The 25,697-nt window shown below is 42.8% G+C and carries 19 protein-coding genes and 2 pseudogenes; 14 read left to right on the top strand and 7 right to left on the bottom strand.

Annotation, left to right across the window (positions count from 1 at the left end):
• Positions 1–86: 86 nt before the first annotated feature.
• The 3 genes from hypE (at position 87) to hypB (ending at position 2,452) form a co-directional block, all read left to right on the top strand.
• Complete coding sequence (gene hypE / locus QUB80_RS24815) at positions 87–1,190, top strand: hydrogenase expression/formation protein HypE (RefSeq protein WP_289792151.1); 1,104 nt, start codon at positions 87–89, stop codon at positions 1,188–1,190.
• 69 nt (positions 1,191–1,259) lie between these two features.
• Complete coding sequence (hypA, locus tag QUB80_RS24810; RefSeq protein WP_289792150.1) at positions 1,260–1,601, top strand: hydrogenase maturation nickel metallochaperone HypA; 342 nt, start codon at positions 1,260–1,262, stop codon at positions 1,599–1,601.
• Positions 1,592–2,452, top strand: a complete 861-nt coding sequence (gene hypB / locus QUB80_RS24805; protein WP_289792149.1) for a hydrogenase nickel incorporation protein HypB — start codon at positions 1,592–1,594, stop codon at positions 2,450–2,452. The genes hypA and hypB overlap by 10 nt, the downstream gene beginning before the upstream one ends.
• 285 nt (positions 2,453–2,737) lie before the next feature.
• On the opposite strand, the gene QUB80_RS24800 is transcribed toward hypB, so the two are convergent.
• A complete protein-coding gene (locus QUB80_RS24800; protein WP_289792148.1) occupies positions 2,738–4,198 on the bottom strand; it encodes a vWA domain-containing protein in 1,461 nt (486 codons plus the stop codon).
• Positions 4,199–4,820: 622 nt separating this feature from the next.
• On the opposite strand from QUB80_RS24800, the gene QUB80_RS24795 reads away from it, so the two are divergent.
• The gene (locus tag QUB80_RS24795; protein WP_289792147.1) at positions 4,821–7,082 is read left to right on the top strand and encodes a heavy metal translocating P-type ATPase; all 2,262 of its coding nucleotides are present in this window, start codon (positions 4,821–4,823) and stop codon (positions 7,080–7,082) included.
• A 145-nt stretch (positions 7,083–7,227) separates the two neighbouring features.
• Positions 7,228–7,764 (top strand): cupredoxin domain-containing protein, encoded by a 537-nt coding sequence (locus tag QUB80_RS24790; RefSeq protein ID WP_289792146.1) that lies wholly within the window; start codon positions 7,228–7,230, stop codon positions 7,762–7,764.
• A gap of 3 nt (positions 7,765–7,767) precedes the next feature.
• Here the strand turns inward: QUB80_RS24790 and QUB80_RS24785 are convergent, their stop codons facing one another.
• The 3 genes from QUB80_RS24785 to QUB80_RS24775 form a co-directional block, all read right to left on the bottom strand.
• Entirely contained in the window at positions 7,768–9,150 is a 1,383-nt protein-coding gene (locus tag QUB80_RS24785; protein WP_289792145.1) for an aminopeptidase P family protein, read from the bottom strand.
• 189 nt (positions 9,151–9,339) lie between these two features.
• Positions 9,340–9,588: a hypothetical protein gene (locus QUB80_RS24780; protein ID WP_289792144.1), complete on the bottom strand. Its 249-nt coding sequence runs from the start codon at positions 9,586–9,588 to the stop codon at positions 9,340–9,342.
• 659 nt (positions 9,589–10,247) lie between these two features.
• Positions 10,248–11,255 carry a methyltransferase gene (locus QUB80_RS24775; protein ID WP_289792143.1) on the bottom strand — a complete coding sequence of 336 codons (1,008 nt, stop codon included), beginning with the start codon at positions 11,253–11,255 and terminating at the stop codon, positions 10,248–10,250.
• A 477-nt stretch (positions 11,256–11,732) separates the two neighbouring features.
• Here QUB80_RS24775 and QUB80_RS24770 point away from each other — a divergent pair, with 477 nt between their 5' ends.
• From QUB80_RS24770 to QUB80_RS24755, 4 genes and pseudogenes are all read left to right on the top strand, one after another.
• Complete coding sequence (locus QUB80_RS24770) at positions 11,733–13,028, top strand: hypothetical protein (RefSeq protein ID WP_289792142.1); 1,296 nt, start codon at positions 11,733–11,735, stop codon at positions 13,026–13,028.
• 109 nt (positions 13,029–13,137) lie between these two features.
• Positions 13,138–14,562: an FAD-binding oxidoreductase gene (locus QUB80_RS24765; protein WP_289792141.1), complete on the top strand. Its 1,425-nt coding sequence runs from the start codon at positions 13,138–13,140 to the stop codon at positions 14,560–14,562.
• 115 nt (positions 14,563–14,677) lie between these two features.
• A complete protein-coding gene (locus tag QUB80_RS24760; RefSeq protein ID WP_289792140.1) occupies positions 14,678–15,430 on the top strand; it encodes an alpha/beta fold hydrolase in 753 nt (250 codons plus the stop codon).
• Positions 15,431–15,584: 154 nt separating this feature from the next.
• Positions 15,585–16,024: pseudogene (locus tag QUB80_RS24755) on the top strand (DUF4332 domain-containing protein).
• 145 nt (positions 16,025–16,169) lie between these two features.
• On the opposite strand, the gene QUB80_RS24750 reads toward QUB80_RS24755, so the two are convergent.
• Positions 16,170–16,784, bottom strand: a complete 615-nt coding sequence (locus QUB80_RS24750; protein WP_289792139.1) for a TetR/AcrR family transcriptional regulator — start codon at positions 16,782–16,784, stop codon at positions 16,170–16,172.
• Between the two features lie 139 nt (positions 16,785–16,923).
• Between QUB80_RS24750 and QUB80_RS24745 the strand changes: the two genes are divergently transcribed.
• The 3 genes from QUB80_RS24745 (at position 16,924) to QUB80_RS24735 (ending at position 22,010) form a co-directional block, all read left to right on the top strand.
• Entirely contained in the window at positions 16,924–18,498 is a 1,575-nt protein-coding gene (locus QUB80_RS24745; RefSeq protein ID WP_289792138.1) for an insulinase family protein, read from the top strand.
• 61 nt (positions 18,499–18,559) lie between these two features.
• The gene (locus QUB80_RS24740; protein ID WP_289792360.1) at positions 18,560–20,059 is read left to right on the top strand and encodes a M16 family metallopeptidase; all 1,500 of its coding nucleotides are present in this window, start codon (positions 18,560–18,562) and stop codon (positions 20,057–20,059) included.
• A gap of 466 nt (positions 20,060–20,525) precedes the next feature.
• On the top strand, positions 20,526–22,010 hold the full coding sequence (locus tag QUB80_RS24735) for a sensor histidine kinase (protein ID WP_289792137.1): 1,485 nt from the start codon (positions 20,526–20,528) through the stop codon (positions 22,008–22,010).
• A gap of 171 nt (positions 22,011–22,181) precedes the next feature.
• Here QUB80_RS24735 and QUB80_RS24730 read toward each other — a convergent pair whose 3' ends face one another.
• Positions 22,182–22,391, bottom strand: coding sequence for a TonB-dependent receptor (locus tag QUB80_RS24730; protein WP_289792136.1), 210 nt, complete (start codon positions 22,389–22,391; stop codon positions 22,182–22,184).
• Positions 22,392–22,496: 105 nt separating this feature from the next.
• Between QUB80_RS24730 and QUB80_RS24725 the strand changes: the two are divergent.
• Positions 22,497–22,796 (top strand): annotated as a pseudogene (locus QUB80_RS24725) (hypothetical protein); the annotation flags it as partial.
• 187 nt (positions 22,797–22,983) lie between these two features.
• The gene (locus tag QUB80_RS24720) at positions 22,984–23,487 is read left to right on the top strand and encodes a DUF4351 domain-containing protein (protein ID WP_502875324.1); all 504 of its coding nucleotides are present in this window, start codon (positions 22,984–22,986) and stop codon (positions 23,485–23,487) included.
• Between the two features lie 151 nt (positions 23,488–23,638).
• On the opposite strand, the gene QUB80_RS24715 is transcribed toward QUB80_RS24720, so the two are convergent.
• The coding region (locus QUB80_RS24715; protein ID WP_289792135.1) for a TonB-dependent siderophore receptor at positions 23,639–25,697 on the bottom strand (2,059 nt) is incomplete at its 5' end.

Here is a 25,697-nt window from a genome sequence, read left to right as displayed (position 1 = left end):
ATTTGTCACTGTTCAAATTACCAAAGATAAATATGCTGGGAGACACGTTTAGAAAGGTGTATAAAGTTGATAATGATTGATTAAATATGAATATTTTCTCTGCTAATTCCTCAGCAAATTCACTCTTTCAAAAAATTGAACAAGTTCGCCGTCGCCGCAGTAAAGTACATGATACCAATATTACTCTCGCGCATGGTAGCGGTGGTAAAGCGATGCGCGATTTAATTGATGATATTTTTGTCAGTAATTTTGATAATCCGATTCTCTCACAATTAGAAGACCAAGCAACTTTCAATTTAACGAGTCTCATGCAACAAGGCGATCGCCTTGCTTTTACTACTGATTCCTATGTCGTCGATCCGTTATTTTTTCCTGGTAGTGATATAGGAGAATTAGCAGTCAATGGTACTATTAATGATTTAGCGGTGAGTGGTGCCAAACCTTTATATCTCACTTGTAGCGTTATTTTAGAAGAAGGATTACCAATAGAAACTTTGCGGCGCGTTGCCAATAGTATGCAAGCTGCTGCTAAAAAAGCTGACATCCAAATTGTCACTGGTGACACAAAAGTAGTACATCGCGGTGCAGCAGATAAATTATTTATTAATACAACAGGTATTGGTGTAATTCGTCCAGGTGTTGCTATTTCTGCCCATAATATTCAACCAAAAGATGTAGTAATTATTAATGGTGAATTGGGCAATCATGGTACAGCAATTTTAATTGCTCGTGGAGAATTAGCATTAGAAACAGATATCGAAAGTGACTGTCAGCCACTACATGATTTGGTAGAAACAATTCTCGACATTTGTCCAGAAATTCATGCCATGCGGGATGCTACACGTGGTGGTTTAGCTACCGTTTTAAATGAATTTGCCCTCAGTTCTAATGTCGCAATTCGCGTAAATGAACAATCTATACCAATTCGAGAACAAGTAAAAGGTGTCTGCGAAATATTAGGTTTAGATCCTTTATATCTAGCCAACGAAGGTAAATTAGTAGTTGTGGTAGGGCGTGAGAATGCTGATAAAGTTTTATCAGCCATGCAATCTCATCCAGCCGGGAAAAATTCTTGCATTATTGGCGAAGTTATATCCTCTCCCCCAGGAATTGTTTTGTTAAAAACTATTTTTGGCGCAGAACGTATCGTTGATATGCTTGTCGGCGATCAACTACCAAGAATTTGTTAATTACTTCGTGTCCTTCGTGTCCTTTGTGGTACCCTACGGGAAGCCGCTACGCGTCTACGTTTAAATATTATGCATGAACTAGGAATCACCCAAAATATCATCGCAATTGTATCCGAACACGCCCAAGGTTCAAAAGTGCAACGAGTATTATTAGAAATAGGCAAACTATCAGCCATCATGCCCGATGCCATACAATTTTGTTTTGATATCTGTTCTCAGGGTACAGTTTTAGAAGGAGCAAAATTAGAAATTATAGAAACTCCAGGCTTAGGAAAATGTCGCGAATGCGGGGCAAATATTCCTCTAGAACAACCCTTTGGAAAGTGCCAGTGTGGCAGTGTAAAAATAGATTTAATAGCTGGTGAAGAACTGAAAATTAAAGAAATAGAAATAGAGGAAATATGTGTGTAACCTGCGGTTGTTCTGATGATAGTAACGCTAAAATTGCCAATTTGGAAACAGGTGAATCAGTAACAATTCATGCCAACGGTAACAGTCACCACTCTCACACCCACACATTACCAGATGGTACTGTGATTACCCATTCTCACAGTCACGGAGACAATCACGAAGCATCACAAGTTCATGCCAAAATACATGGCACAACTATATCTTTAGAAAAAGATATCTTAGCAAAAAATAACTTAATTGCAGCCCAAAATCGCGGATGGTTTAAAGGTAGAAATATTCTTGCTCTTAATCTCATGAGTTCTCCAGGTGCCGGTAAAACTACCCTCTTAACGCGTACGATTCATGATTTAAAAAATAATTTAACAATCAGTGTCATTGAAGGCGATCAAGAAACAATTAATGATGCTAAAAAAATTCAAGAAACAGGCTGTAAGGTTGTACAAATAAATACAGGAACAGGTTGTCATCTTGATGCCGCAATGATAGACAGAGGATTACAACAACTGAATCCACCTCTAGATTCTGTTGTGATGATTGAAAATGTTGGTAATCTTGTTTGCCCGGCTTTATTTGATTTAGGAGAAAATCTGAAAGTAGTAATTCTCTCTGTGACAGAAGGAGAAGATAAGCCGATAAAATATCCCCATATATTCCGCGCTAGTGAGATTATGATTCTCACTAAAATTGATTTATTACCTTACGTGCAGTTTGATGTACAAAAGTGTATAGAATATGCCCAGCAGGTGAATCCTCATATTCAAATTTTTCAAGTTTCTGCACTCACCGGAACCGGATTAGAGAATTGGTATGAGTGGTTAACCAAAAAAGTAGCAAATATGTCAAGTATTTAAAACTCAAATATTAAACTTTAGCTATAAAATCTAGTGAAATTTTTCAAGTTTATAACATATTTCAGATTAAGTATTAAGCAAATTAAACGTGGAGCTTGCTCTATTATTAAGAATCTTAGTTTCTTAAACAAATCAGGTTTTGTATTTTTAGTTTATTGATGCTGACTTACGCATGAGTTACGGAAGAATTAACCGCAGAGAACACAGAGAACACGGAGAAAAGAGGGTTTTAGAGAAATTTTGCTTAAGTTCCATAAATTACTAATAGTACTAATAGGAAAAATATTAATTCAGAGGATTGTACTTTGAAAGTAGATTGTCTAATAGCTTACATTCCACTAGCAGCACTAAGAGCAACCAGGTAAGGATTTTTCGTCCCAGTGGCATCAAAATATCTAGATGAACTTCTGCATTGATCGGATTTGCGATCGCATCATCTGGAGTAAGTACCAAGGTTAAGGTGCGTTTACCTTCAGAACTGCTATCAACAACCCCTAACTGCACAGGAATTTTAGTTGCTCCGACTTGCAAGGATAAGGCTCCTGAAGGTTGTGCTATGGAAATGTCTTTGGGATTGCCTTGCAGTTGTAATTTAGCTGTTGCGGATATATTACTTTTGACTACTAAAGTTTGGGTTTTGGTTGTTTTACCTGCTTCGGTGGAGCCAAAATCTATCTGCGTAGGTTGCAATTCTAGCGTTGGTTTAATAGTTACAGGCAAGTCTAATGTAATTGGTGCGATCGCTTTGTCTGCGGTTGTCAACACCAAGCGCAAGCTATGAACTCCTCCCCTAGCCTCTGCTGGTATCTGCAAACGCACGGGAATGACTGTTGGTTTATTCGCAACTAAGTCGATTGTGTTCTTAGGTGGAATTAACTTAATGCCACTTTGATTTAAGTCTTGTAATTGCAAATTGACCGTAGCATTGACATTACTAATGCCATTAATATTAAGCGGTTTAGTCGTTGTTCCAGGCAATACTGGCTGTGAATTGATTTTAGGTAAATTGACATCTAGCTTGGGTTGAACTAGCATAGGTCGGATATTTTGAGCTAACTTATTAAGCTGAACTCCCCCAGGATCTCGCAATACTTGTCCTTTGCTACAAAGTGCTGGGTTGCTGGCGAAGTCATTCAATTGCTTTTCGTGTTCTTTCAGCCCTAAAGATACAAAAAATACATATGGTTTGCATTGTTGCTGGGGTAAAAGTTGGGTATTACTAGGAATAGAAACTGGATTAGGAATACCACGTACATCTTCTAATCCGTCTGTCAAAAATACAATACTCACAGTGCGACCGAGAGCATCAGTACGTTGATTTAACAATGCAGAATGTTGTAGTGCCTTCTGCACCGCTTTGCCTGTGTGAGTACGCACACCTTGAGCCTGGAGTGAGTTAATTATTTGCTTAAGTTGACCGCGATCGAGATTACTGCTAATCGTGATATTATTGGCATTTAAAGTTATATCTTTATCAAAAGAATAGATAGTAACCGTATCACCCAATCTAGCAGTATTGACAAATTCAGTTATAGAATTCTTTACTTGAGCAAAGATATTTTTTGTGCCGCCTATACCACGCATAGAAGCAGAAGTATCTATGAGCAAAATCCAGTCTATACCACCTTTAGGGATATTCTGAGCCAATACTCTCAAGTCAGAAAAAGTTAATATTAGAGCTAAAAAAACAACACTTTGGATGGAAGTAAAGCTCAACCAATGCTTGAAGTATTTATTAAAATTCATTGATAAATCTCTCCAGCCATGTTTAAGGCTTACAATTTAATTTTTATAAAATTTAATAATTGTTCAAGTATCAATAATTATTACTGAAATATTTAAATTAATATTCAATTTTGCCCATATTAATAGATTAAATATTAGTATGATTGAAACTTTGGGAAATACTTTTGTAGTTAATAGCTTGACTTGGAAATAACACTACTTGCTTTAAATCTAGAAAGTTAAGGCAGTAGGTAGAAAATTTAAAATCCAAAATCGTATCACAATTGCTATGTCAAATTATATATTAGCTACTTAATTTAAAATCGTCATCTTTTTGACATAGAGTACAGCAGATAAACGGTAGCCATTAGTAGAGTTACGAAGTTTTGTTTGTACTCTCAAAGGTACTGTTAAAAAATTTTTTCTCACTACCCCTTGACTCTCCAGCAAGATGGAGATTTCAAAATGGGATTAATTGATCAAGTACAGTACATCAGATGACACTTCAACTCAAAGTTTCTAACACGGCTTGTTCTGCCTGTAGAGAATAGCATCACAGAAGCAATTACAGCCGTAGGTTATACCGTTACCTCCCACTAAATTCTTTAAAAAGTAGTTCAAGACGTCGTTAGGAGGTTTGACAATGGAAAATATCAATCTGAAACTACGGGGGATGAGTTGTGCCTCCTGTGCCAACAATATTGAAGAAGCTATTCGCTCAGTACCGGGAGTAGAAGCGTGCAGTGTGAACTTCGGGGCAGAGCAGGCTACTATTCAATACAACCCTCTGCAAACTAACCTGGAGGAAATTCAACAGGCGATCGCACAAGCGGGATACTCTGCCTACCCCCTCCAAGAACAAGAGATGATGAGCGCACAAATAGATGCCGAGCAGGAAGCTCGTCAGGCTGAATCGCGAAAACTGAAACGACGGCTCATTTTGGGAGGAGTGATTACAACCATCCTAGTCATTGGAGGATTACCAATGATGACTGGGGTGCATATGCCTTGGATTCCGGCTTGGTTACACCACCCTCTATTTCAGCTGGTTTTAACAGCCCCGATCCAATTTTGGAGCGGTGAATCTTTTTATCAAGGAGCTTGGAAAGCCTTCAAGCGTCATACCGCCACTATGGATACATTGGTTGCTTTGGGAACCAGTGCTGCTTTTTTCTATTCACTTTTTCCAACCTTTTTCCCCGGATTTTTCCTGAACCAGGGATTGTCACCCGATGTGTATTACGAAATCTCTGCGGTGGTGATTACCCTGATTTTGCTCGGACGATTGTTAGAGAACCGTGCTAAAGGACAAACTTCCGAAGCTATTCGTAAACTCATGGGTTTGCAGGCGAAAACGGCGCGAGTCATTCGCAATGGGCAAGAGATTGATGTACCCATTGTAGAGGTGGTTGAGGGCGATGTGATTTTGGTACGTCCGGGTGAAAAGATTCCGGTGGATGGTGAGATTGTTGAAGGTTCCTCCACCATTGATGAGGCAATGGTAACCGGCGAAAGTCTTCCTGTGAAGAAACAACTAGGTGATGAAGTGATTGGAGCTACAATCAACAAAACTGGTAGCTTCAAATTCCGAGCCACACGAGTAGGTAAAGATACATTTTTGGCGCAGATTGTCAAGCTAGTACAGCAAGCCCAAGGGTCGAAAGCTCCAATTCAAAAACTAGCCGATCAAGTTACAGGATGGTTTGTACCTGCTGTAATTGCCATTGCCATTGCTACGTTCATCCTCTGGTACAACATCATGGGCAATGTGACGATGGCGCTAATTACGACAGTCGGAGTCCTAATTATTGCATGTCCTTGTGCCTTAGGACTAGCAACTCCAACCTCGATTATGGTTGGCACAGGCAAAGGTGCAGAAAATGGCATCCTCATCAAAGGTGCAGAAAGTCTAGAAATGGGACACAAACTACAAACAATTGTCCTCGACAAAACGGGTACAATTACCCAAGGTAAGCCCACTGTCACCGACTTTGTAACTGTCAACGGTACAGCCAATAGCAATGAGCTAAATCTTCTACGTCTTGCAGCATCCGTTGAACGCAATTCAGAACATCCATTGGCTGAAGCAGTTGTAAACTATGCTCAATCTCAAGGTATAGAGTTAACTGATGCACAGGATTTTGAAGCGATCGCTGGTAGTGGTGTGCAAGGATACGTGTCAAATCAATGGGTACAAATTGGTACCCACCGTTGGATGAGAGAGTTAGGCATTGATACACATCCATTGCAGGAACATTGGGATCGGCTGGAATATCTCGGTAAGACGGTTATTTGGATTGCAATCAATAGCAAAATCCAAGCAATAATGGGCATTGCTGATGCGGTGAAACCATCTTCTGTAAATGCGATTCGAGCATTGCAGAAAATGGGATTGGAAGTAGTGATGTTGACGGGAGACAATCGCCGCACTGCCGAAGTGATTGCTCGTGAAGTCGGTATCAAGAGAGTTTTTGCTGAAGTTCGCCCGGATCAGAAAGTCAAGACTGTGGAGAAAATTCAATCGGAAGGCAAAATTGTCGCAATGGTTGGGGATGGCATTAATGATGCCCCAGCGCTAGCTCAAGCCGATGTCGGGATAGCAATTGGCACAGGAACAGATGTGGCGATCGCGGCAAGTGATATCACCCTCATTTCTGGGGATTTACAAGGGATTGTTACCGCCATTCAACTCTCTCGTGCCACAATTCGCAATATTCGTCAGAATCTCTTTTTTGCCTTTATCTATAACGTCGCTGGTATTCCAATTGCAGCAGGAATTCTTTTTCCCTTCTTCGGTTGGCTGCTCAACCCCATTATTGCAGGTGCAGCAATGGCGTTTAGTTCCGTGTCGGTAGTCACAAATGCCCTGCGTTTGCGAAATTTCCGACGGAAAACAATTGGTTGAATAAATCACAGGGAGTAGTAACGATGCTCAAGAAAGTAACATTTTTCGCAACTTTGGCAGGATTTGGATTTTTACTTGGAGCTATTTCCGGCACATTAGTATAACTTGCAATTTGGTTATATTCGTCAACGGAGACTTTGAAATAATGAACAAAATAGCAATTATTGGCAGTGTTGCGAGCTTGGGGTTGGTGTTTGGAATTGCTTCTGATAAAGTAGTTGCACAGATGTCCCACGAACATACGCAACCATCTCAAACAAAGCCAACTAGTCAGTTTCGTCGCATTGAACAACCCTTGTGGACAAAAGCAGCCGTTACTGCTGGTGGATTAGGATTGATCGGACTGGAGTTATGGTGGTTTTTACTGAGTAAGCCAAAATCACAAAAAGCACAATCAAAGCAGGGCATTCAGGAGGTAACAATTACTGTTGATGGTGGATATGAACCAAGCCAAGTTGTAGTTAATACAGGTCAAAGAGTGCGGCTCAACTTCTACCGCAAAGATCCTAACAGTTGCCTTGAAGAAGTCCGATTTCCTGACTTCCACATTGCCCAAGATCTGCCCCTGAACCAAGTTACTCCGATTGAGTTCACTCCCAACCAGCCAGGAACTTATACCTTTACCTGTGGTATGAATATGTTTCGAGGCGAAGTTAAAGTCGAAGCTGGGCAAGTTCAGTAGTAATTAACCACGAACTAATTCTTCTACAGCAGTTGCATCACTTGGCAAGGCAACAGTTAAAACTTCGCTACCCTGTTCTGTCACTAAAACATCATCTTCAATGCGGATACCACGTACATCGGCAAATTGTGACAAACGTTCCCAATTAACTGTGTGTTGATATCTAGAACGTAAATTTGGCTCGTTTAAAATCGCTGGTACTTGATAAAAACCAGGCTCTATTGTTACTAACATTCCTGCTCGTAGTGGGCGATTTAAACGCAGGTAGCTCAAGCCAAAGCGATCGCTCCTTGCGCGTCCCTGTTCATATCCAGCTAAATCTCCCAAATCTTCCATATCATGAACATCCAAGCCGACGAGATGGCCGATACCATGAGGGAAAAACAGTGAATGAACATCCCGCTCTACCAAATCTTCGGGCTTTCCTTGCAAAATGCCTAAATCTACTAAACCTTCAGCAATCACTGTACACGCCAACAAATGAATCTCCCCATACTCAACACCAGGACGGATTTTAGTAATACAAGCATCATGAGCCGCTAACACCACATCATAAATATCTCGTTGGGTAGATGAAAATTTACCAGACACAGGCCAAGTACGAGTAACATCTGCTGCCCAACCCATCTCTGTTTCCGCCCCGACATCAGCAAGCAGTAAATCACCTGGTTGTAGAGGGTGGTGATACTGCTCGTTATGCAGAACTTCACCATGAACAGTGACAATACTGTTGTAGGAAGTAGTCATATTATGAGCGATGATGACTTTTTCCATTGCCGCACGCACTTGCGCCTCTATCTTGGCGTTGGGTGTTGCCGCCATCCCAGCCTTATGGGCTTCAACAGTAATAACGGCAGCTTTTCGCAGTTCAGCCAATGCTCCTTCATCGTGGGTGAGGCGCAATTCAACTATGGCCTTAGCTAATTCTAAATCAATTCCCTGTAGCTGATTTTGCGGTAAAACCCATCTATTTAATAGCTGCGATTGTTGTGTCCAAGTGGCAGCATCCTGCACAGCAATTGTGGCTGCCCCTTCTAGATGGGATTCTAGTTCTGCGATCGCAAAAGCAGCATCTGCCCCGATCGCCTGGGCAATTTCCTCACGCTTGGGCATTTCTCCATGCCAAAGAGCGCTACTAGGTGCGGGATCGTCCACAAATAGCGTTAGCTTGCCTGCTTCGAGACGAATTGCCGCATTAGGCACGGGAAGCCCTGCAAAATAGAGAAAGTGGCTGTTCGCACGAAAGCGATATAAATTAGCAGGATAGTTGCGCGGGCTGCTACCTCCCGACCAAAAAATTGCAGGAAAATTTATACGACTAGCTAGTCTTTGCCGTCGCTGGCGTAGAGTATCGACGAGGAAACTAGAAAAGTTTTGTATATCCATGAACGAGCAAGGATGAAAAGTTTAGACAGCAAATTTTATTTCAACAAAAATTTTTGTAGGGGCGCGTTTAACAGATATCTTTTCGGCTTTAGCTATAGATTGAAACAAAACCCGCCCTGACAGTAGTGGCCTATTTCTCTGAAAATGGCTGTAAAGCTGTAAATCTGATTTACATCTAATTGCAGACTTTTAATCATCGTCATCATCCTCATTTTCCCTGTCTTCCTGACGATTTCTTCTTTCGTTGTTCTCATCATCGTCATCATCAGAGCGACGTGGATTTTCATAATCTTCTCGTTCTTCTTGACGTTCGCCTGCTGGATTTACTCTGCCCAAGTTACAACTAGCTAATCCTGCTGAAAATATGATTAAGCTAGCAATAGCAAGAATACCGCCCACAATGCCTTTTTTGTTCAAGCCCTCAGTTGTGCGGAACATGATTTCTATCCTTTGAAGAAAAACCATTTATTTCTACAGTACTGCGATCGGGCATTTTAGATATAGCAATAGCCAAAGTGGTTAGGACATCAACAGATTATAAAACTCAAAGACTAAAAGACTTTTAACCCTGTCACCAAAAGACGACGGGGAAGCCCGTTCCTTTAAGGGGCGCTCAGAACCGTCGTCCGTCGTCTTGGGGCAAGGGGCAAAGGGCATTCATGCATTGGCCAATGCCCAATTCCCAATTCACTTCGGCCCGCTTTCATCCCCCAGACTTCAGTCGGGGGATGAGCTTAACTGTCACCCGTACCCTGTCCCCTACTGTAGTAGTAAATTCAAAGCGATCGCCAATACACAATCGTAACGGCAAGCTTTGTTTACTATGGTAATTTTTTTAAAGAAATGTAAATAGAAATAAACATTATAGAGATGTTTACCCCCTTATATAAGCTACGATGCATACACAAATGATTTAATCACTCCAAATCCCGTTTTTTCTCTTTCCCAGGCTGGAGCCTGGGAAAGCATTGATTGAGGCTGGAGCCTATAGTTTTCATTACCATGCTCTGCATGATAATGAGAAATGGAAAATCCTTTTTCCCCCTGCGCCCCGCTCCCCTGCGACTTTCATGATAAGTATTTTACCGGACACGATATTACTTTCTGCCCACCACAATCGAGTCTGGCCCAATTAGGTGTTCCACTCGCGTTTCACGAAATCCGGCTTCTTTCATCCATTCGCAGCAGTCAGCACCTGTATAGTCAAATCCTGCTGTGGTTTCAATCAGCATATTTAAGCTCATTAATAAACCGAACAGATTTTTGCATCGCTCATCATCAATCAAAGCATCATAAGCGACTAAAAGTCCATTTTCGGGAAGAGATGCATAAGCCTTGCAAATTAAGATTTTCTTCTCTTCTAAACTCCAGTCATGCAAAATATGACCCATGAGAATCACATCAGCATTGGGCAAATCATCCTTAAAGAAGTCACCACCTATAAAACGGATGCGATCGCCAAGAGCGTGTTCGGCAACATAATCTTCAAATACGGGAGCAACCACAGGCAAATCAAACCCAATCCCGCTCAAATGAGGATTCGCTTTAGCAATCTGCACGGCTAAGTCACCTTGGGCTGTGCCAACATCTACAAAGGACTTGTAATTAGACCAAGGTAAACGCTCGGCAATACAGATATTCGCGCCACGACTAACCCCAGACATAGCCCGAAGAAATTCTTTGAGGCGATCGCAATCGGCATAAAGTGTCCCAAAGAAATTTTCTCCACCCTTAGCTTCGTTTTGCATCTCGCCTGTCCGCAATGCCTCGCTTAAGTGTCCCCAGAAACCGAATAAGCGATGGTTTGCCATTTCCAGTATGCCACCGATATAAGAAGGCTTTTGTTTATCTAAAAACATATCGGTATCGGGAGCGTTATAGTAAATGTTTCCTTCTCTACGCAGGAACCCCATGGCAACCAGCGCATCCAGAAAATCCCGTGCCGATCTTGGATGCAAACCAAGTCGAGTCTGCAAATTCTCAAGATCTCCTGGATGTTTAGCCAGTTCTGTGAACACCTCTATTTCTACAGCGCTCAGTAGCACCTTGGAGGCCCAGAAGCCAAACCCAACCTCCATAATTCTTTCAGCAGTGGGGGGCAGCAAGTGATTACTCCTAAAACCATCTACAAGAAATAATTGATACAGCTAAATTAGCCTAATTGCCACTGGCTCGATAACTATCTATACATTTAACCGCAGTGTGCGGTAAGCGCACCTTTGTGGCCGACATTTTCCAGTATTACTCAAGGTTCTGCTGCTGGCATGAACGCAAGAATCCAGCATAGATGTGATGTGTATAGATTCGGCGAAACTATCAAGAGATAAAACTTCAATCTAGCCTAAAGATAGATGAAAAAATCAGCAAAGCAATTCAAAACAGAATCAGCTAGGCAGAATCATAGTTAGTAGAAATATTTAGGCGTTGCTGAATCGCGGTATTAATCCGGATGCCCAGATGCGATATATCACGTCTGGTCAAGGGTTTTGGAATTATACAAAATTATTGTCACGTCATTAAATCAGCAATGCCGTATTTTCAAACAGTGCATTAACTTAACAAATTTTAGACACATAAATATTATGGATATAAGCATATACCCGCCTGGTTTGAAAACCGCTTTAGAATTCCCGTTAGTAGAAGCACTATTTGGCAGACGCGCTCGACGATTTTCTTTGGGTGCCTCAATTCCTGATGGCCCGTTAGCGTTTACATCCCGTCATCAGCCCTTTCCCCTTTCCGAACTAGAGCAAATGATGATTTTAACCGCAGCAGCTGGCAATACCGGATGGCACCACATGATTACGCGTCATGCCAGATATGCTCCCCATCTATCCAACTATTCTGCTGCTGCCGGAGGGCGTACTTTCCCTTCAGCTGCGGGTTTCCACACCAGTGAAATCTTTTTTACCAACGACGATGGCATCTACTTCTTTCCCACCCGTGATGCACACGCTGTAGTAGAACGGCAAGCGGACGAAAAAATAAATTTGGATGCTCTCCTAGAAGTGCATCGCAAAAGAATTCGCAAACTCAGTGAGAGTCGATTGTATATTCCGCCAGCCGAGCCTTACATGGAAGGACACAATACCTGGTGTGTCAATCGTCCGGGAAGTATGCTGATTATTCCCGTCAGCGACATTGCCCAGCATATGATAGCTAATCTCTGCTTTTTAGTTCAGAACGGGTATTGCATTTATGACGATGTCAATCACGAGCAAATTCCAGGACTAGAAAAATTCAAACATTTAGTGAATTTAGACGAACCCTTCCCCTTGACTTTTATTGAACAGTATTCCCTAACAGAATCCACTGCTGAACTTTCGACTTGTTGCTACGCAGGGATGCTGATGCTGCAAGCAATGGGCTTGGGTGGTTGGATGTTTGACGGCATGGATCGTCATGTTGTATTGGGTGCCAGTGGAAATCCGGAGGTGCCTGGTTTAGGTTTCCGCTACGACACCGATGAACGCTGGTCACTTCCCAACCCGACTGGCTTACCAGGAGTATTCGAGGCTTTTTGCCCACCCCACTATCCCAATCTGCGTGCTGCCGTGGAAGCCTTTGCCAAGCGGAAGTTCGGTGTCGGCGGGCCATTTCACCCCGATACAAAAGGCCCTTGGAAAGAAAGTGCCAAAATCCGAGCAAGTGCAGAGATTCATAGTGAGGAATTCAAAGACTGTGTAGCTCTGATGGCTCAATACATTTACGATCGCTTCGGTAAGTTCCCCGGTACAGTACCTAGCGTGTTTATTCTCACTTATCTCCAGGCTCATCACTTAGATTTAGAGTTCTACGACCATTACTTCCAGCCAGGAGCATATCTAGAAACTCACGCTCAACATATGGCGAATTGGCATTCGGCTGAGGAAATCTAGCTCGGCTACCGTAAAAGCACGCAAAAGACATATCCGTAAATTAGGTTTTTGCCCTTGATTCATAAGGTATATAGGTTAATTCGCGGATCAACCTAGAAGGAGGAATATTATGGTCAGCCTACATATTGCCACCACCACAGGTGAAGAAACTATTCTGGAGGAAGCAAGAGTCACAGCATTAAAGTCTCGACTGCGCGGAGAGTTACTCTGTTCCGACGATGAAGGCTATGAAAACGCCCGCAAAGTCTACAATGGCATGATTGACCGACATCCTTGCTTGATTGCTCGTTGTGCAAATGTGGCAGATGTCATCAATGCTGTCAATTTTGCCCGCGAAAACAAACTCCTGCTTGCAGTTCGAGGTGGCGGACATAATGGTGCAGGTTTGGGAACTTGCGATCATGGCTTGGTCATCGATCTCTCGCGCATGAAGGGCATTCGCATTGACCCCAGAAACCGTACAGTCAGGGTTGAAGGCGGCTGCACTTGGGGAGATGTAGATCGTACAACCCATGCATTCGGATTGGCTGTACCCAGTGGGATCATCTCTAGTACTGGCGTTGCTGGGCTAACTCTGGGTGGTGGACACGGTTATTTGACTCGCAAGTATGGTTTAACTATTGATAATTTGCTCGAAGCAGATGTAGTGCTGGCAGACGGGCGTTTTGTTACTGCCAGTGGAGAAGAAAACGAGGATCTATTTTGGGCAATCCGTGGCGGTGGAGGTAACTTTGGTGTCGTCTCCTCGTTTTTATTTCAGGCACATCCCGTCAGTAGGGTGTATGCTGGGCCGACGCTATGGCATTTAGATCGGGCAACCGAGTTGATGCAATGGTATCGGGATTTTATCACCAACGCACCGGAAGATCTGTATGGTTTTTTTGCTTTCCTGAAAGTGCCACCTGGGCCACCATTTCCCGAACACCTGCACACCAAGACAATGTGCGGCATGATTTGGTGTTACACCGGAGCGGAAGAAAAAGTAGAGGAAGCGTTCCAACCGATCCGCAATTTTGCTACTCCGGCATTTGAACATATTGGCCCAATGTCTTATCCAGAATTGCAAAGTATGTTCGATCCACTAATGCCAACAGGGATGCAGTGGTATTGGAAGGGTGATTTTGTGAATCAGTTGAGTGATGAAGCGATCACCCTGCACGTTCAATATGGTTCGCAAATCCCAACTTTGCTTTCAACCATGCATCTATATCCGATTGATGGTGCAGCCAACCGAGTCGGTAAAAATGACACGGCTTTCAGCTTCCGTGAGGCAAAATGGTCGATGGTGATGGCTGGTATAGATCCTGAGCCGGTTAATGCTGAAAAGATTACTAACTGGGCAAAAGAGTATTGGAGTGCGCTGCATCCCTATACCTGTGGCGGGGCATACGTAAATTTCATGATGGAGGAAGGACAAGAGCGCGTTCAGGCAACTTACCGTGACAACTACGAGCGTTTAGTTGCGATTAAGAACAAGTACGATCCGACTAATTTGTTCCGCGTCAATCAAAATATCAAGCCAGCCACAGCCTAAATCCCTACTGGTCAAATTTGAAGTTGATCCATCACAGCAGCAGACATTTATTGATGTGATCGATAGACACTAAAGCAGGAGGGAGCAGAATTGAGGAACAGAGGAGGTGATGATTATGCCCTATGCCAACAACCAAGGAATCCGTATTCACTACCAAGTGCAGGGAGACGGCCCACCGCTAACCCTCCATCACGGTATAACTCAAACCTGGGAGGATTGGCAAGAAAAGAGCTACACTAAAGCCCTAAGCCGCGACTATCAACTCATCTTGCTTGACGCTCGTGGGCATGGTGCTAGCGATAAGCCTGACGATCCCGCAGCTTATGCATTGCCGTTGAGAGTTGGGGATGTGACTGCGGTTTTAGACGATCTCAATATTCGTCAAGCCCACTTTTTTGGTTACTCGATGGGTGGATGGATAGGGTTTGGCATGGCTAAATATGCTCCAGAACGGTTGCACAGCCTCATTATCGGTGGTGCTCATCCCTATGAAGAAAGTATGCAGCCTTTCCGAGAGCCAATGAGCAAAGGGATGGAGGGTTTAGTTAGTTTTGCTGAGGCGATGTTCGGACAGTGGCTGACTCCTGCTGGTAAGACGCGGTTGATATCCAATGATATAGAGGCTTTGATGGCGCTTGCCCAGGATAGAGACTCTATAGAAGATGTTTTGCCAACCATGACAATGCCGTGTTTGTTGTTTACAGGTGAAACTGACTTCAGGTATGCCGAGATTCAGGAATGTGCCAAACATATGCCTAACGTAACATTCGTTTCTTTCCCTGAATGCGATCATTTTGCGGCGATGGCGAAAAGCGATTTGGTGCTTCCCCACATCACGAAATTTTTAGAAGCGGTGAACCAGAGTTAGAACTTGGCTGGGTAAAATTGGTGAGTTGGTGAGTTGCGATCGTGTCCGCATAGCGATCGCTGCACCTAAAAGGAGCCACTATGATTTTTTGCTGTCCAGTCTTCTTAGCGTATTTGTCACAATATTTAAATAAGCCTATTTTTTAGTTCCAGAAATGCCTCCTAAACCTAAACCGCCAGTCAGCGTATTACAATCATGTGACTGGCCGATTGAACAATTGCCAGGATTATCTCCACAAGAAACATCTCAACTCAAAAATTGCGGCATTACAACCACAAAAGTGCTAGTTAAACAAGGCAAGACTCCATAGTCTCGGCTGGAGCTAGCAAATAAGTTACAAGTCCATCTACAGTATGTCAATAAATGGGTAGCTTTAGCTGATTTGGCACGAATTCCTAGCGTTGGTACCCAATATTGCGGATTATTGCTTCATGCTGGAGTGGGTTCTGTCGCCCAACTGGGACTATTCCTACCCACAGATTGCATCAACAAATTTTGCGCTTGCAAGTAGCGACAATACGGCGACGAGATTTATGTCCTACTGTTGAGCAAGTACAGCAGTGGAGCCAGCAGGCAAAGATAATTAGAGGCTAGGAAGAAGACAAGGGGACACGGGGACGCGGTGACACGGTGACACGGTGACACGGGGAAAATTGTGAATCAGGTTCTCTGTCCTTGTCTCCTTGTTCTTTCTCCGCGTCGCCGCGTCTCACTCTCTCCGCGTCTCTCTTCCTAATCCCTAGTCCCTAACCAATACGCCGTTGAGGAAAATATCAGCAAGTCCTTCTGCCATTTGCTGCATTGTTTGGGGAGAGGCATCTGGTTCCATTAATGTGTTGTGGGAGAAGCCTGCTACTGCAAACATTCCCAAGAATACCTTTGCCACCAAATTTGCATCCATTTTGCGATAAACACCTTTATCCATCGCAGTTTGAAAGAAGGCTTCGGCAACATCTGTCATTTTGGCAATTACTTCCGACTGAATGCGATCGCGTAAATCTGGATGAAACTGTGCTTCCATAAAACACACTCGCATCAGATCGGCATTTTTTTGCATATTCCACATCCGGCGGCGCATTACCTGAGCTACAGCTTTATAGCTGCCCATTTCACTCAGTTCTGTCAGTAAATCAGTAAGAATCTCCACCCATCCTTGAGTTGCTACCTCAACTAAAATCGCCTTTTTATTGGGAAAATGACGAAATAGCGTCCCCTCCGCAACGCCTGCTGCCTGTGCTAAGTCGCGGGTGGTGGTACCATCAAATCCTTGGGAGGCAAATAAGCGTCGTGCCGCTTGTAAAATACGACTACGCGTTTGTGCCTCGGATGGCGGAGGAGAGTTAAAGACACGCATAACAGTTATAGTGAGATATCCGGAACAGGACTCGTAGCATTATTGTCTTACGACAAGTACAAAAAGCACAGAAAGCTTAATACAAGATTAACGCCCTACTCGATACTTGGGTCATGAAACTTTACTTTCATTTTCGCTTATGAACCAGCTTGATTGCATATACCCAGTGAAAGTCAAAAAAACAGCTACTCGGCTCATCGTCGTGTTGCTTTTAGTACTAACTTTGAGCTGGGGATTGATACCAGAAGTTGCTTGGGCTAGAAGTCAAACTCCACCAGCTACTCAAAGTTCAATTCAACCCTATTTAGATCGGGTGATTAAGCAGTTAACGGAATTTCGCCTCGATAATGGGATGAAGTTTCTTGTTTTAGAACACCATCAAGCTCCAGTTGTTTCTTTTCTTACCTATGCTGATGTAGGTGGTGTAGACGAGCCAAATGGTAAAACCGGGGTAGCACACTTTCTAGAACATTTAGCTTTTAAAGGAACAACACGGATTGGTACAATAGACTACAAAGCAGAAAAGCCACTACTAGATAGGTTAGATCAGTTGGCTGCCCAAATTAAAAGCGCAAAAGCTGCTGGTAATAAAGATGAGGTTGCCAAATTAACGGCTGAATTTGAGAAAGTGGAAGCGCAAGCTGCCAAGCTAGTCAGGCAAAATGATTTGGGGCGGATTGTAGAACAGGCAGGAGGCGTAGGCTTAAATGCCAATACTTCTAGTGAAGCTACTCGCTATTTTTATAGCTTTCCTGCTAATAAGTTGGAATTGTGGATGTCACTGGAGTCGGAGCGATTTTTAGAACCTGTATTTCGGGAGTTTTATAAAGAAAAAGATGTGATTTTGGAGGAACGACGCCTGCGGGTAGAAAACTCACCCATTGGCATGATGATTGAAAAGTTTAATGATGCGGCATTCACCGTTCATCCTTATAGACGCCCGGTGATTGGTTACGACGAAGATATCCGCAATTTGACAACAGAAGATGTACAACAGTTTTTCGATACGCACTATGTACCGAGCAATTTAACTATCGCTGTTGTCGGAGATGTCAACCCTGCCGAAGTCAAAAAACTCGCACAAATTTACTTTGGGCGCTACAAAGCTAAACCAAAAGCTGATGAGCAGATCCCAGCAGAACCGAAGCAAACACAAACGCGAGAAGTAACTTTAAAGTTAAAGTCTCAACCTTGGTATTTGGAAGGCTATCACCGCCCAGCAATTACCCATCCAGATAATGCAGTTTATGACATTATCGGTAGATTGCTCAGTGACGGAAGAACATCACGGTTATATAAATCTTTAGTAGAACAACAGCGACTAGCACTTTCAGCACAGGGCTTTAGTGGGTTTCCAGGGGATAAGTATCCAAATCTGATGTTATTTTATGCTCTCACGGCTCCCGGTCACACAGTTGATGAAGTAGCAGTGGCTTTGCGCAAAGAAATTGATTCTTTGAGAACTGAGCCTGTGTCGGCGAGTGAGTTAGATCGAGTCAAAACACAAGCTAGGGCAGAATTATTGCGATCGCTTGATTCTAATATGGGCATGGCACAGCAGTTATTGGAGTATGAAGTAAAAACAGGCTCTTGGCGAAATTTGTTCAAACAGTTGAATGAATTAGAGGCTGTCACGGCTGCTGATGTTCAGCGAATAGCAAAGGCGACGTTTACGCCCCAAAACCGTACAATTGGCAAGCTGTTGTCGCAATAGAAATCAGGGTATGCCAAGGAATACAAATATGAACAGGTATAAAGGAACTGGCAAAAGGCAGATGAATATCCAGAATTTGAAGTTCAAAATCCCAGATGGGAAAAGATTTGTATATGTATTGATTACTGCTTTTGCCTTTGTACTTTTGACTTTTAATTTTTCTTGGGCGGCAACGGCGGCAAAGCATTATACAGAGTTGGAGTTTGCTCCACTGCCTGAGGTGAAGTTGCCAAAGTATGAGCGATATGTGCTCAAAAATGGTATGGTGGTTTATTTGATGGAGGATCGTGAGTTACCACTGATCAAAGGTACAGCACTAATTCGTACAGGCGAGCGTCTAGAAAGTTCAGATAAAGTTGGTTTGGCACAGTTAACAGGCACTGTGATGCGCACTGGAGGAACTGCAAAGCATAGTGCCGACGAACTCAACCAAATGTTGGAACAACGAGCAGCTTCAGTGGAAACTAGTATGAATGAAGTTGTAGCTAATGCTAGTTTCGACTCCCTCAGTGAAGATGTAGAAACAGTGTTGGGGTTGTTTGCTGAAGTATTGCAAGAGCCAGTATTTGCTGAAGATAAATTAGAATTAGCAAAGACGCAAGCACGTGGTAGGATAGCCCGTCGCAATGATAATCCAGATGAGATTGCTCAACGGGAATTTAAAAAATTAATCTACGGACAGGATAGCCCCTACGGACGAACCACAGAGTATGCAACACTCAATAATATTTCCCGCGAAGATTTGGTGAAGTTTAAAGGGCAGTACTTCTACCCCAACAACATGATTTTGGGGATTGTGGGAGATTTTGAACCCAAGAAAATGAAAGCGCTGATTCAAGCCAAATTTGGTGATTGGAAACCGAACCCAAATTTAACTAATCCTCAATTGCCAAAAGTAATGCAAGCTAAAAGTAGCGGCGTTTTTGTTGTCAATCAACCACAACTAACTCAGAGTAACATTCTGATTGGGCATTTAGGTGGACAGTTTAATAGTCCTGACTATCCGGCGCTAGATGTGTTAAATGGTGTATTGAATGGATTTGGCGGACGTTTGTTTAATGAAGTGCGATCGCGCCAAGGTTTAGCTTACTCGGTTTACGGTGCTTGGAGTCCCCGCTATGACTTTCCTGGTATGTTTATAGCTGGTGGACAAACGCGATCAGATGCTACCGTACAGTTTGTCAAAGCACTGCAAACAGAAATTAAGCGCTTGCAAACTCAACCAGTAACGCCTAAAGAATTGGCTTTTGCAAAAGAGTCTACTCTCAACTCGTTTGTTTTCAATTTTGAAGATCCTGCTCAAACTTTGTTACGATTAATGCGATACGAATATTATGGCTACCCTAGTGATTTCCTATTTCGCTATCAAAAAGCCGTAGCAGCAACCACAGCAGCAGATGTGCAGCGAGTAGCAAAGCAATATCTCAAGCCAGAAAATCTGGTAACTCTAGTAGTGGGAAATCAAACTGCTATTAAACCGCCACTGACACAGTTAGCTACGCAAGTAACGCCAATAGATGTGACAATTCCTGGTTCAACACCTCCTCAGGCAAAGAATTGATAGAGTGCAGACGTGCCGTGGCACGTCTGTACAGATTGATAAAATACTAGCAATAACAATTTGGGTATAACAAATGTATTAAAAAGCCTTATCTAGTCTTATTTAATAACGATGAGATGTGGCATTAATTTCTGCGTCAGAATTAATTGAATACTAAGCATTACTGCTCCCACGCTTGGTATTCTGTTGTTAGCAAAAAAGCGATCGCACTTTGCCAATTTAACTCTTACTAAATCCCATCATCGCTGTTACCCAATATTGAATTAGTGCCATACTGTATATATAGTTACTCGCAAGAATTAAGAAATTTATTGAGTAGGGATTGACCAAGATCAACGGGAATTCCACCTTTGTTGTTCGGTTCTACGACTTTCATCAGCACCTAAATACGGATAACCTCGTAATTAAGTAGTGAAAAGCCTGCCAAAATGCTGAATGTCGCTGTTGAATTAAGGGGTGAAAACCTGTGTACAAATGGATCTTGCCGAGTCTGAGCGAAGTATTAAACAATAGTCAATCAACTGCGGCTGTGTGTTCCTCTACAAAGGCACAGCAACAGTGGCGTATCAGCCTGGCAGCCACAGAAAATTTATTATTAAAAAATTTAACAACTGTTTCATCTGATGTTAATGATGTTAGACAAGGATTGGTGTTAGCTGCACCTGCACCAGTCTTTAGTAATTCTCAATTAACTCAAAGCTTGCAGTCAATCACTTTTACAGCACAGCCATTTAACCCATTGGCACTGATGCCCTTTGAAATGCCCAAGGGGGAAGTAGCGATCGCCGATGTCACTGCTCCTAATGAGTCTATATTGCCATTGCTGAAAACAGATCCATTAGCAACAGAACAGTTTTGCCTGGTTTTTACAGATAAATTTAGATTAGTGCTGGTGTTGGCAGAAGAAAAGGACGGCAAAAGAGCGTTTCTATTTTCTTTCGATCCAGAGGTAGCTCAACAAGCATGGCAAGCCTTGGGCGCACGGGTAATGTTGAGTAATCCAGATTTGTTTACAGAACTGGAAGAATTAGTACAAAAATACTATCCCAAGACACCAGACTATCGTATGGTTGTGCAGTTTAGTCAACTGCTACTAGCGGAGTTACCAGAAACAGAAGATGTAGTGACAGGAGGATATACAGAAGCACAAAAGACTACTTCTACTTCCTCACACACTCCTTCTTCGCCTCCCCCTTCTTCTCGCTCTGATGTGGAATTATTACAAGCTTTTGCTCACGAAGTTCGCACTCCTTTGACAACTATTCGCACGATCACGAGATTGCTACTTAAACAGCGCACCTTACCTGCTAATGTAATTCAGCGCTTAAAAATAATTGATCGTGAGTGTACCGAACAGATTGATCGGATGGAACTACTGTTTCGGGCAGCTGAATTGGAAACTTCTGCTACAGACAAACCTACAAGCACTCAGTTAACGGCAATGTGCTTAGAGCAAGTGTTGCACTCAAGTATTCCCCGTTGGCAAGAAGCGGCAAATCGACGTAATTTAACGTTGGATGTGATTTTACCTCAACATCTACCAACCGTAGTCAGCAATCCGGCGATGCTAGATCGGGTTCTGACTGGGTTGATGGAAAATTTCACCCGCAGTTTACCTGCTGGTAGCCATATTCAGGTACAAGTAATTCCTGCTGGCGATCAACTCAAGTTACAATTACTGCCCCAACCTCAGCTCAAAGATAGTGGTGCAGTGACAACATCTACATGTACACCACCAATTCGCAAAGCCCTTGGTCAACTACTGACCTTTCAACCAGAAACAGGTACCATTAGTTTGAATCTTGCTGCCACTAAGCATCTGTTTCAAGCAATTGGTGGTAAATTAATTGTGCGTGAGCGTCCTCAGTACGGAGAAGTATTGACCATTTTCTTACCTTTGGAAGGAGAAGAAAAGAAGGAAATTTCTAAACTAAAAGTTAATAAAAATTAACAAGCTGATGATAGTAAGAGACTATCTCTAAAGAAATTTACCTAAATAATGTGATTTTTTGCACTCAGTATAGATTTTAAGCACTGTCTAAGCCTTGATTTTCCTCTTGATTTCCTCTGACATAAAACATTAATTTTTGTCTTCTACAAGATACTTAAATCAGTCAACTCATTAAAACTGCACTGAAAGCGTTCCCTGAACTGTAAATGGTGCTTGAGGGAAAATAAAGAAAGCATTGGTGTCATAATATTTGACATTAAAGATGTTCTTAAAATTGAGTGCAGCGTTCCAGTTATGACGTTTATAGGAGATTGCTGCATCAGTTCTGACATAGGAAGGAATATTCACAGGATTGCTTTGATTGGCAATGCGATCGCCCACGAAAAATCAACTTGCGCCAAGTTCTAAAATCAGGTTCAGGAAATGCATCATATTTCTGAATCTCTACGGGATAATAACAATGCCTAATGAAATAGCCATTTATTAATGTCCTTCGACAATCTCTGCAAACTGCTATCAGAAAAACACCCGGAAAAATTCGCCAGTTGGGTATTAGGTACACCCCAAACTAGGGTTAAAGTCCTAAAAACAGAATTGAGCATTGAACCCATCCGTGCAGATTACGTAACATTCTTACGATTGCAAGGACGGATTTTACACTTAGAATTTCAAACCAAATTAGAATCGACACCACCTTTGCCTTTGCGAATGTTGGATTATTGGGTGCGGTTGTATCGGTTGTACCGTTTACCAGTCACACAAGTTGTGGTGTTGCTGCTTCCTCCCAAGGTTAAGCTCATCCCCCGACTGAAGTCTGGGGGATGAAAGCGGGCCGAAGTGAATTGGGAATTGGGCATTGGCCAATGCATGAATGCCCCTTGCCCCAAGACGACGAACGACGATTCTGAGCGCCCCTTAAAGGAACGGGCTTCCCGTCGTCTTTTGTGAAAGTGAAATTGAAACAGCCTTTACAGTGGAAACCACCCGTCACGAATATCGTGTGATTAGGATGTGGGAAGAAAACCCCGAACAGTTTCTCCAGGATTCGGCATTGTTACCATTGGCATCACTGGCAGCGACTAATCAACCCCAAGCCTTATTACAACAAGTTGTGGAACGGGTGAACCAGTTAGAGACAACACAACGAGCAGAAATTTCGGCTTATAGCCAAATCTTAGCGGGGTTAAAATTTAGGAAGAATTTGATTAGAAGACTGTTTCAGGAGGGTATGATGCGCGAGTCAGTGATTTATCAGGAAATTCTTGAAGAAGGGCAACAGCAAGGAGAACAGCGAGGACGAGAAAAAGGAGAACGAAGTCTTGTTCTGCGTCAACTCACTCGCAAGGTGGGAGAATTGCCCCCAAGGATACGCGAGCAGGTAGAAACCCTGTCATTGGAGCAATTGGAAAATCTTGGTGAAGCTTTATTGGATTTTACCAGTTTGTTAGATTTGGAGACATGGTTAGTAAACAAGTAGTTTTGGTGTGTTGATGAGAGATAAGACTTGCTGTGCGATCGCTATCAGTTCTGACATCGGAAGGAATATTCACAAGGATTGCTTTGATTGGTGATGCGATCGCTTAAAAAAATAAACCTGCACTTTATTCGCACGCACTTTCGTTAGCTCATCAAAACTGCACTGAAACAGTTCCCAAGACAGTAAATGGTGCTTGAGGGAAGATAAAGAAACCATTGGTGTCATAGTAGTTAACATTAAAAATGTTCTTAAAGTTGAGTGCAGCCCGCCAATTATTACTTTTATAAGAAATTGCTGCATCAGTTCTGACATAGGAAGGAATGATAAGGGGATCGCTCTGATTGGCAACGCGATCGCCAACAAAAAAAATACCTGCACCGAACCCTAACCCTTGCAAGTCGCCCTTTTGAATTTCATACGTCGTCCACAGACTAGCGCCATGATAAGGTGCATTCGCTAACCGCGCACCTTCAAGGGAAGGATCATTGTCTTTGCTAACATAGGCATCATTTAAGAAAGCAGAAGCGATAATTTTCCAGCCTGGTAAAATTTCCCCTGTCACATCCAGTTCAATACCTCGACTTTTGACTTCTCCTATTGCAACAGAAAAATCGGTGTTATTGGGGTCTACGGTAGGTATGTTAGTTTTGGTGATGTCATAAGCTGCTAGTGTTGCTGAGAGTCGCTTGTCAAAAAGTTCGCCTTTGACACCAACTTCATACTGTGTGCCGCGAGAGGGTTCTAGCTGTTCTCCTGTGACTGTTCTGTCATTGTTAGGAACAAAAGAGCTGCTGTAACTAGCATATAGTGAAATGAAATCTGATGGTTGGTATACAATTCCTGCGCGTGGCGAAAAAGCGGAATCGTAAAAGTCTGACCTCGTAAGATCTTGATTGAGACCTGCTAAAGTGTTGCGATCGACAAAATCGTATCTTCCACCGAGCAGTAACTTTAAATTAGGTAGCAAGGTTATTTGGTCTTGCAAATAAATCCCCGTCGTGTTGATCTTCGTATATTCTTCATAACCCCTTTGGATGTTAGTAGGACGCAAACCATAAATAGGATTGAAGATATCTAGTGAAGGGAAATCGCCACGCTTTTCAGATTGAGAATAATTATCCGTACTTCTACTCAAATCTAAACCCAAGAGCAGCTGATGCTCGATAGAGCCAGTGTTGAATTTACCAATCAAATCGGTTTGCACAGAAAAATCTTCACTTAAAAGACCATCAGGATTTTCGTTATAGTTTCGTCGTACTGTGCGACCATCTGGTTCGATCAATCCACTGCGATTGATGTATTTATATTGAGATAAAGAGGATTGAGCAGTAAGAACACTCCTAAGTCGTAAACTTTCACTAAATCGATGATCTAGCGTCAAAGCTGCCCGATGGTAGTTAATACGGTAATAATCATCGGCTTCTCCTAAGTTGCGACTTCTAGGGAGTTCAAAATAGATAGGGCTTGGCTGAAAGCCACGGTCAAAACCCCTGTCACTGTAAATATACTCATATTCGAGATTAAGGGTTGTTGCATCACTAAGCTTGTAAGTTAAGACAGGAGATATGGAGAAAACCTCGCCCTCAATGAAATCGCGAAAACTATCAGAGTTTTCGTAGGCAACATTTAAGCGATACAGCAACGTTTTGTCGGCATTGAGTGGCCCAGAAATATCTATCGAGGGACGATAGAAGCTATAGCTCCCTGCTACAAATTCAGCTGAATAGTAAGGTTCATCCAGTGGTTGTTTGGTGACGTAATTTATAGTTCCGCCAGGTTCAAGCTGACCATACAGTACCGAGGCTGGGCCTTTGAGAACTTCAACTCGTTCTATATTGGTACCGTAATTGAATTGAGTTCTTCGAGTTTTAACCCCGTTTCTCAAGCTACTGTTAAAATAGCTGGTGAATCCGCGAATAGTGTATTCATCGTAGGAGCCACTAAAGCTCGTCACTGGGGTAACCCCAGATACATTGCGGACAGCATCGGAAATTCGTGTAATTTGCTGATCTTTAATGACCTCTTGAGGAACTACTTGAATCGACTGGGGAATATCACGTAGAGGTGTGTCTGTTCTAGTAGCAGTTGATGTATCTGGTACTCTATATCCATCTTGCTCGCCTGTTACTACTAACTCAATTGGTTCATCACCTTCTGCGCTAGGTGTCTCTAACCCCTCCCCTTCCCCTCCCCTTGGTAAGGGGAGGGGT

It is taken from the genome of Chlorogloeopsis sp. ULAP01, from assembly GCF_030381805.1.
Lineage (GTDB): Bacteria > Cyanobacteriota > Cyanobacteriia > Cyanobacteriales > Nostocaceae > Chlorogloeopsis.
This window is presented reverse-complemented; position numbering and strand designations above follow the sequence as displayed.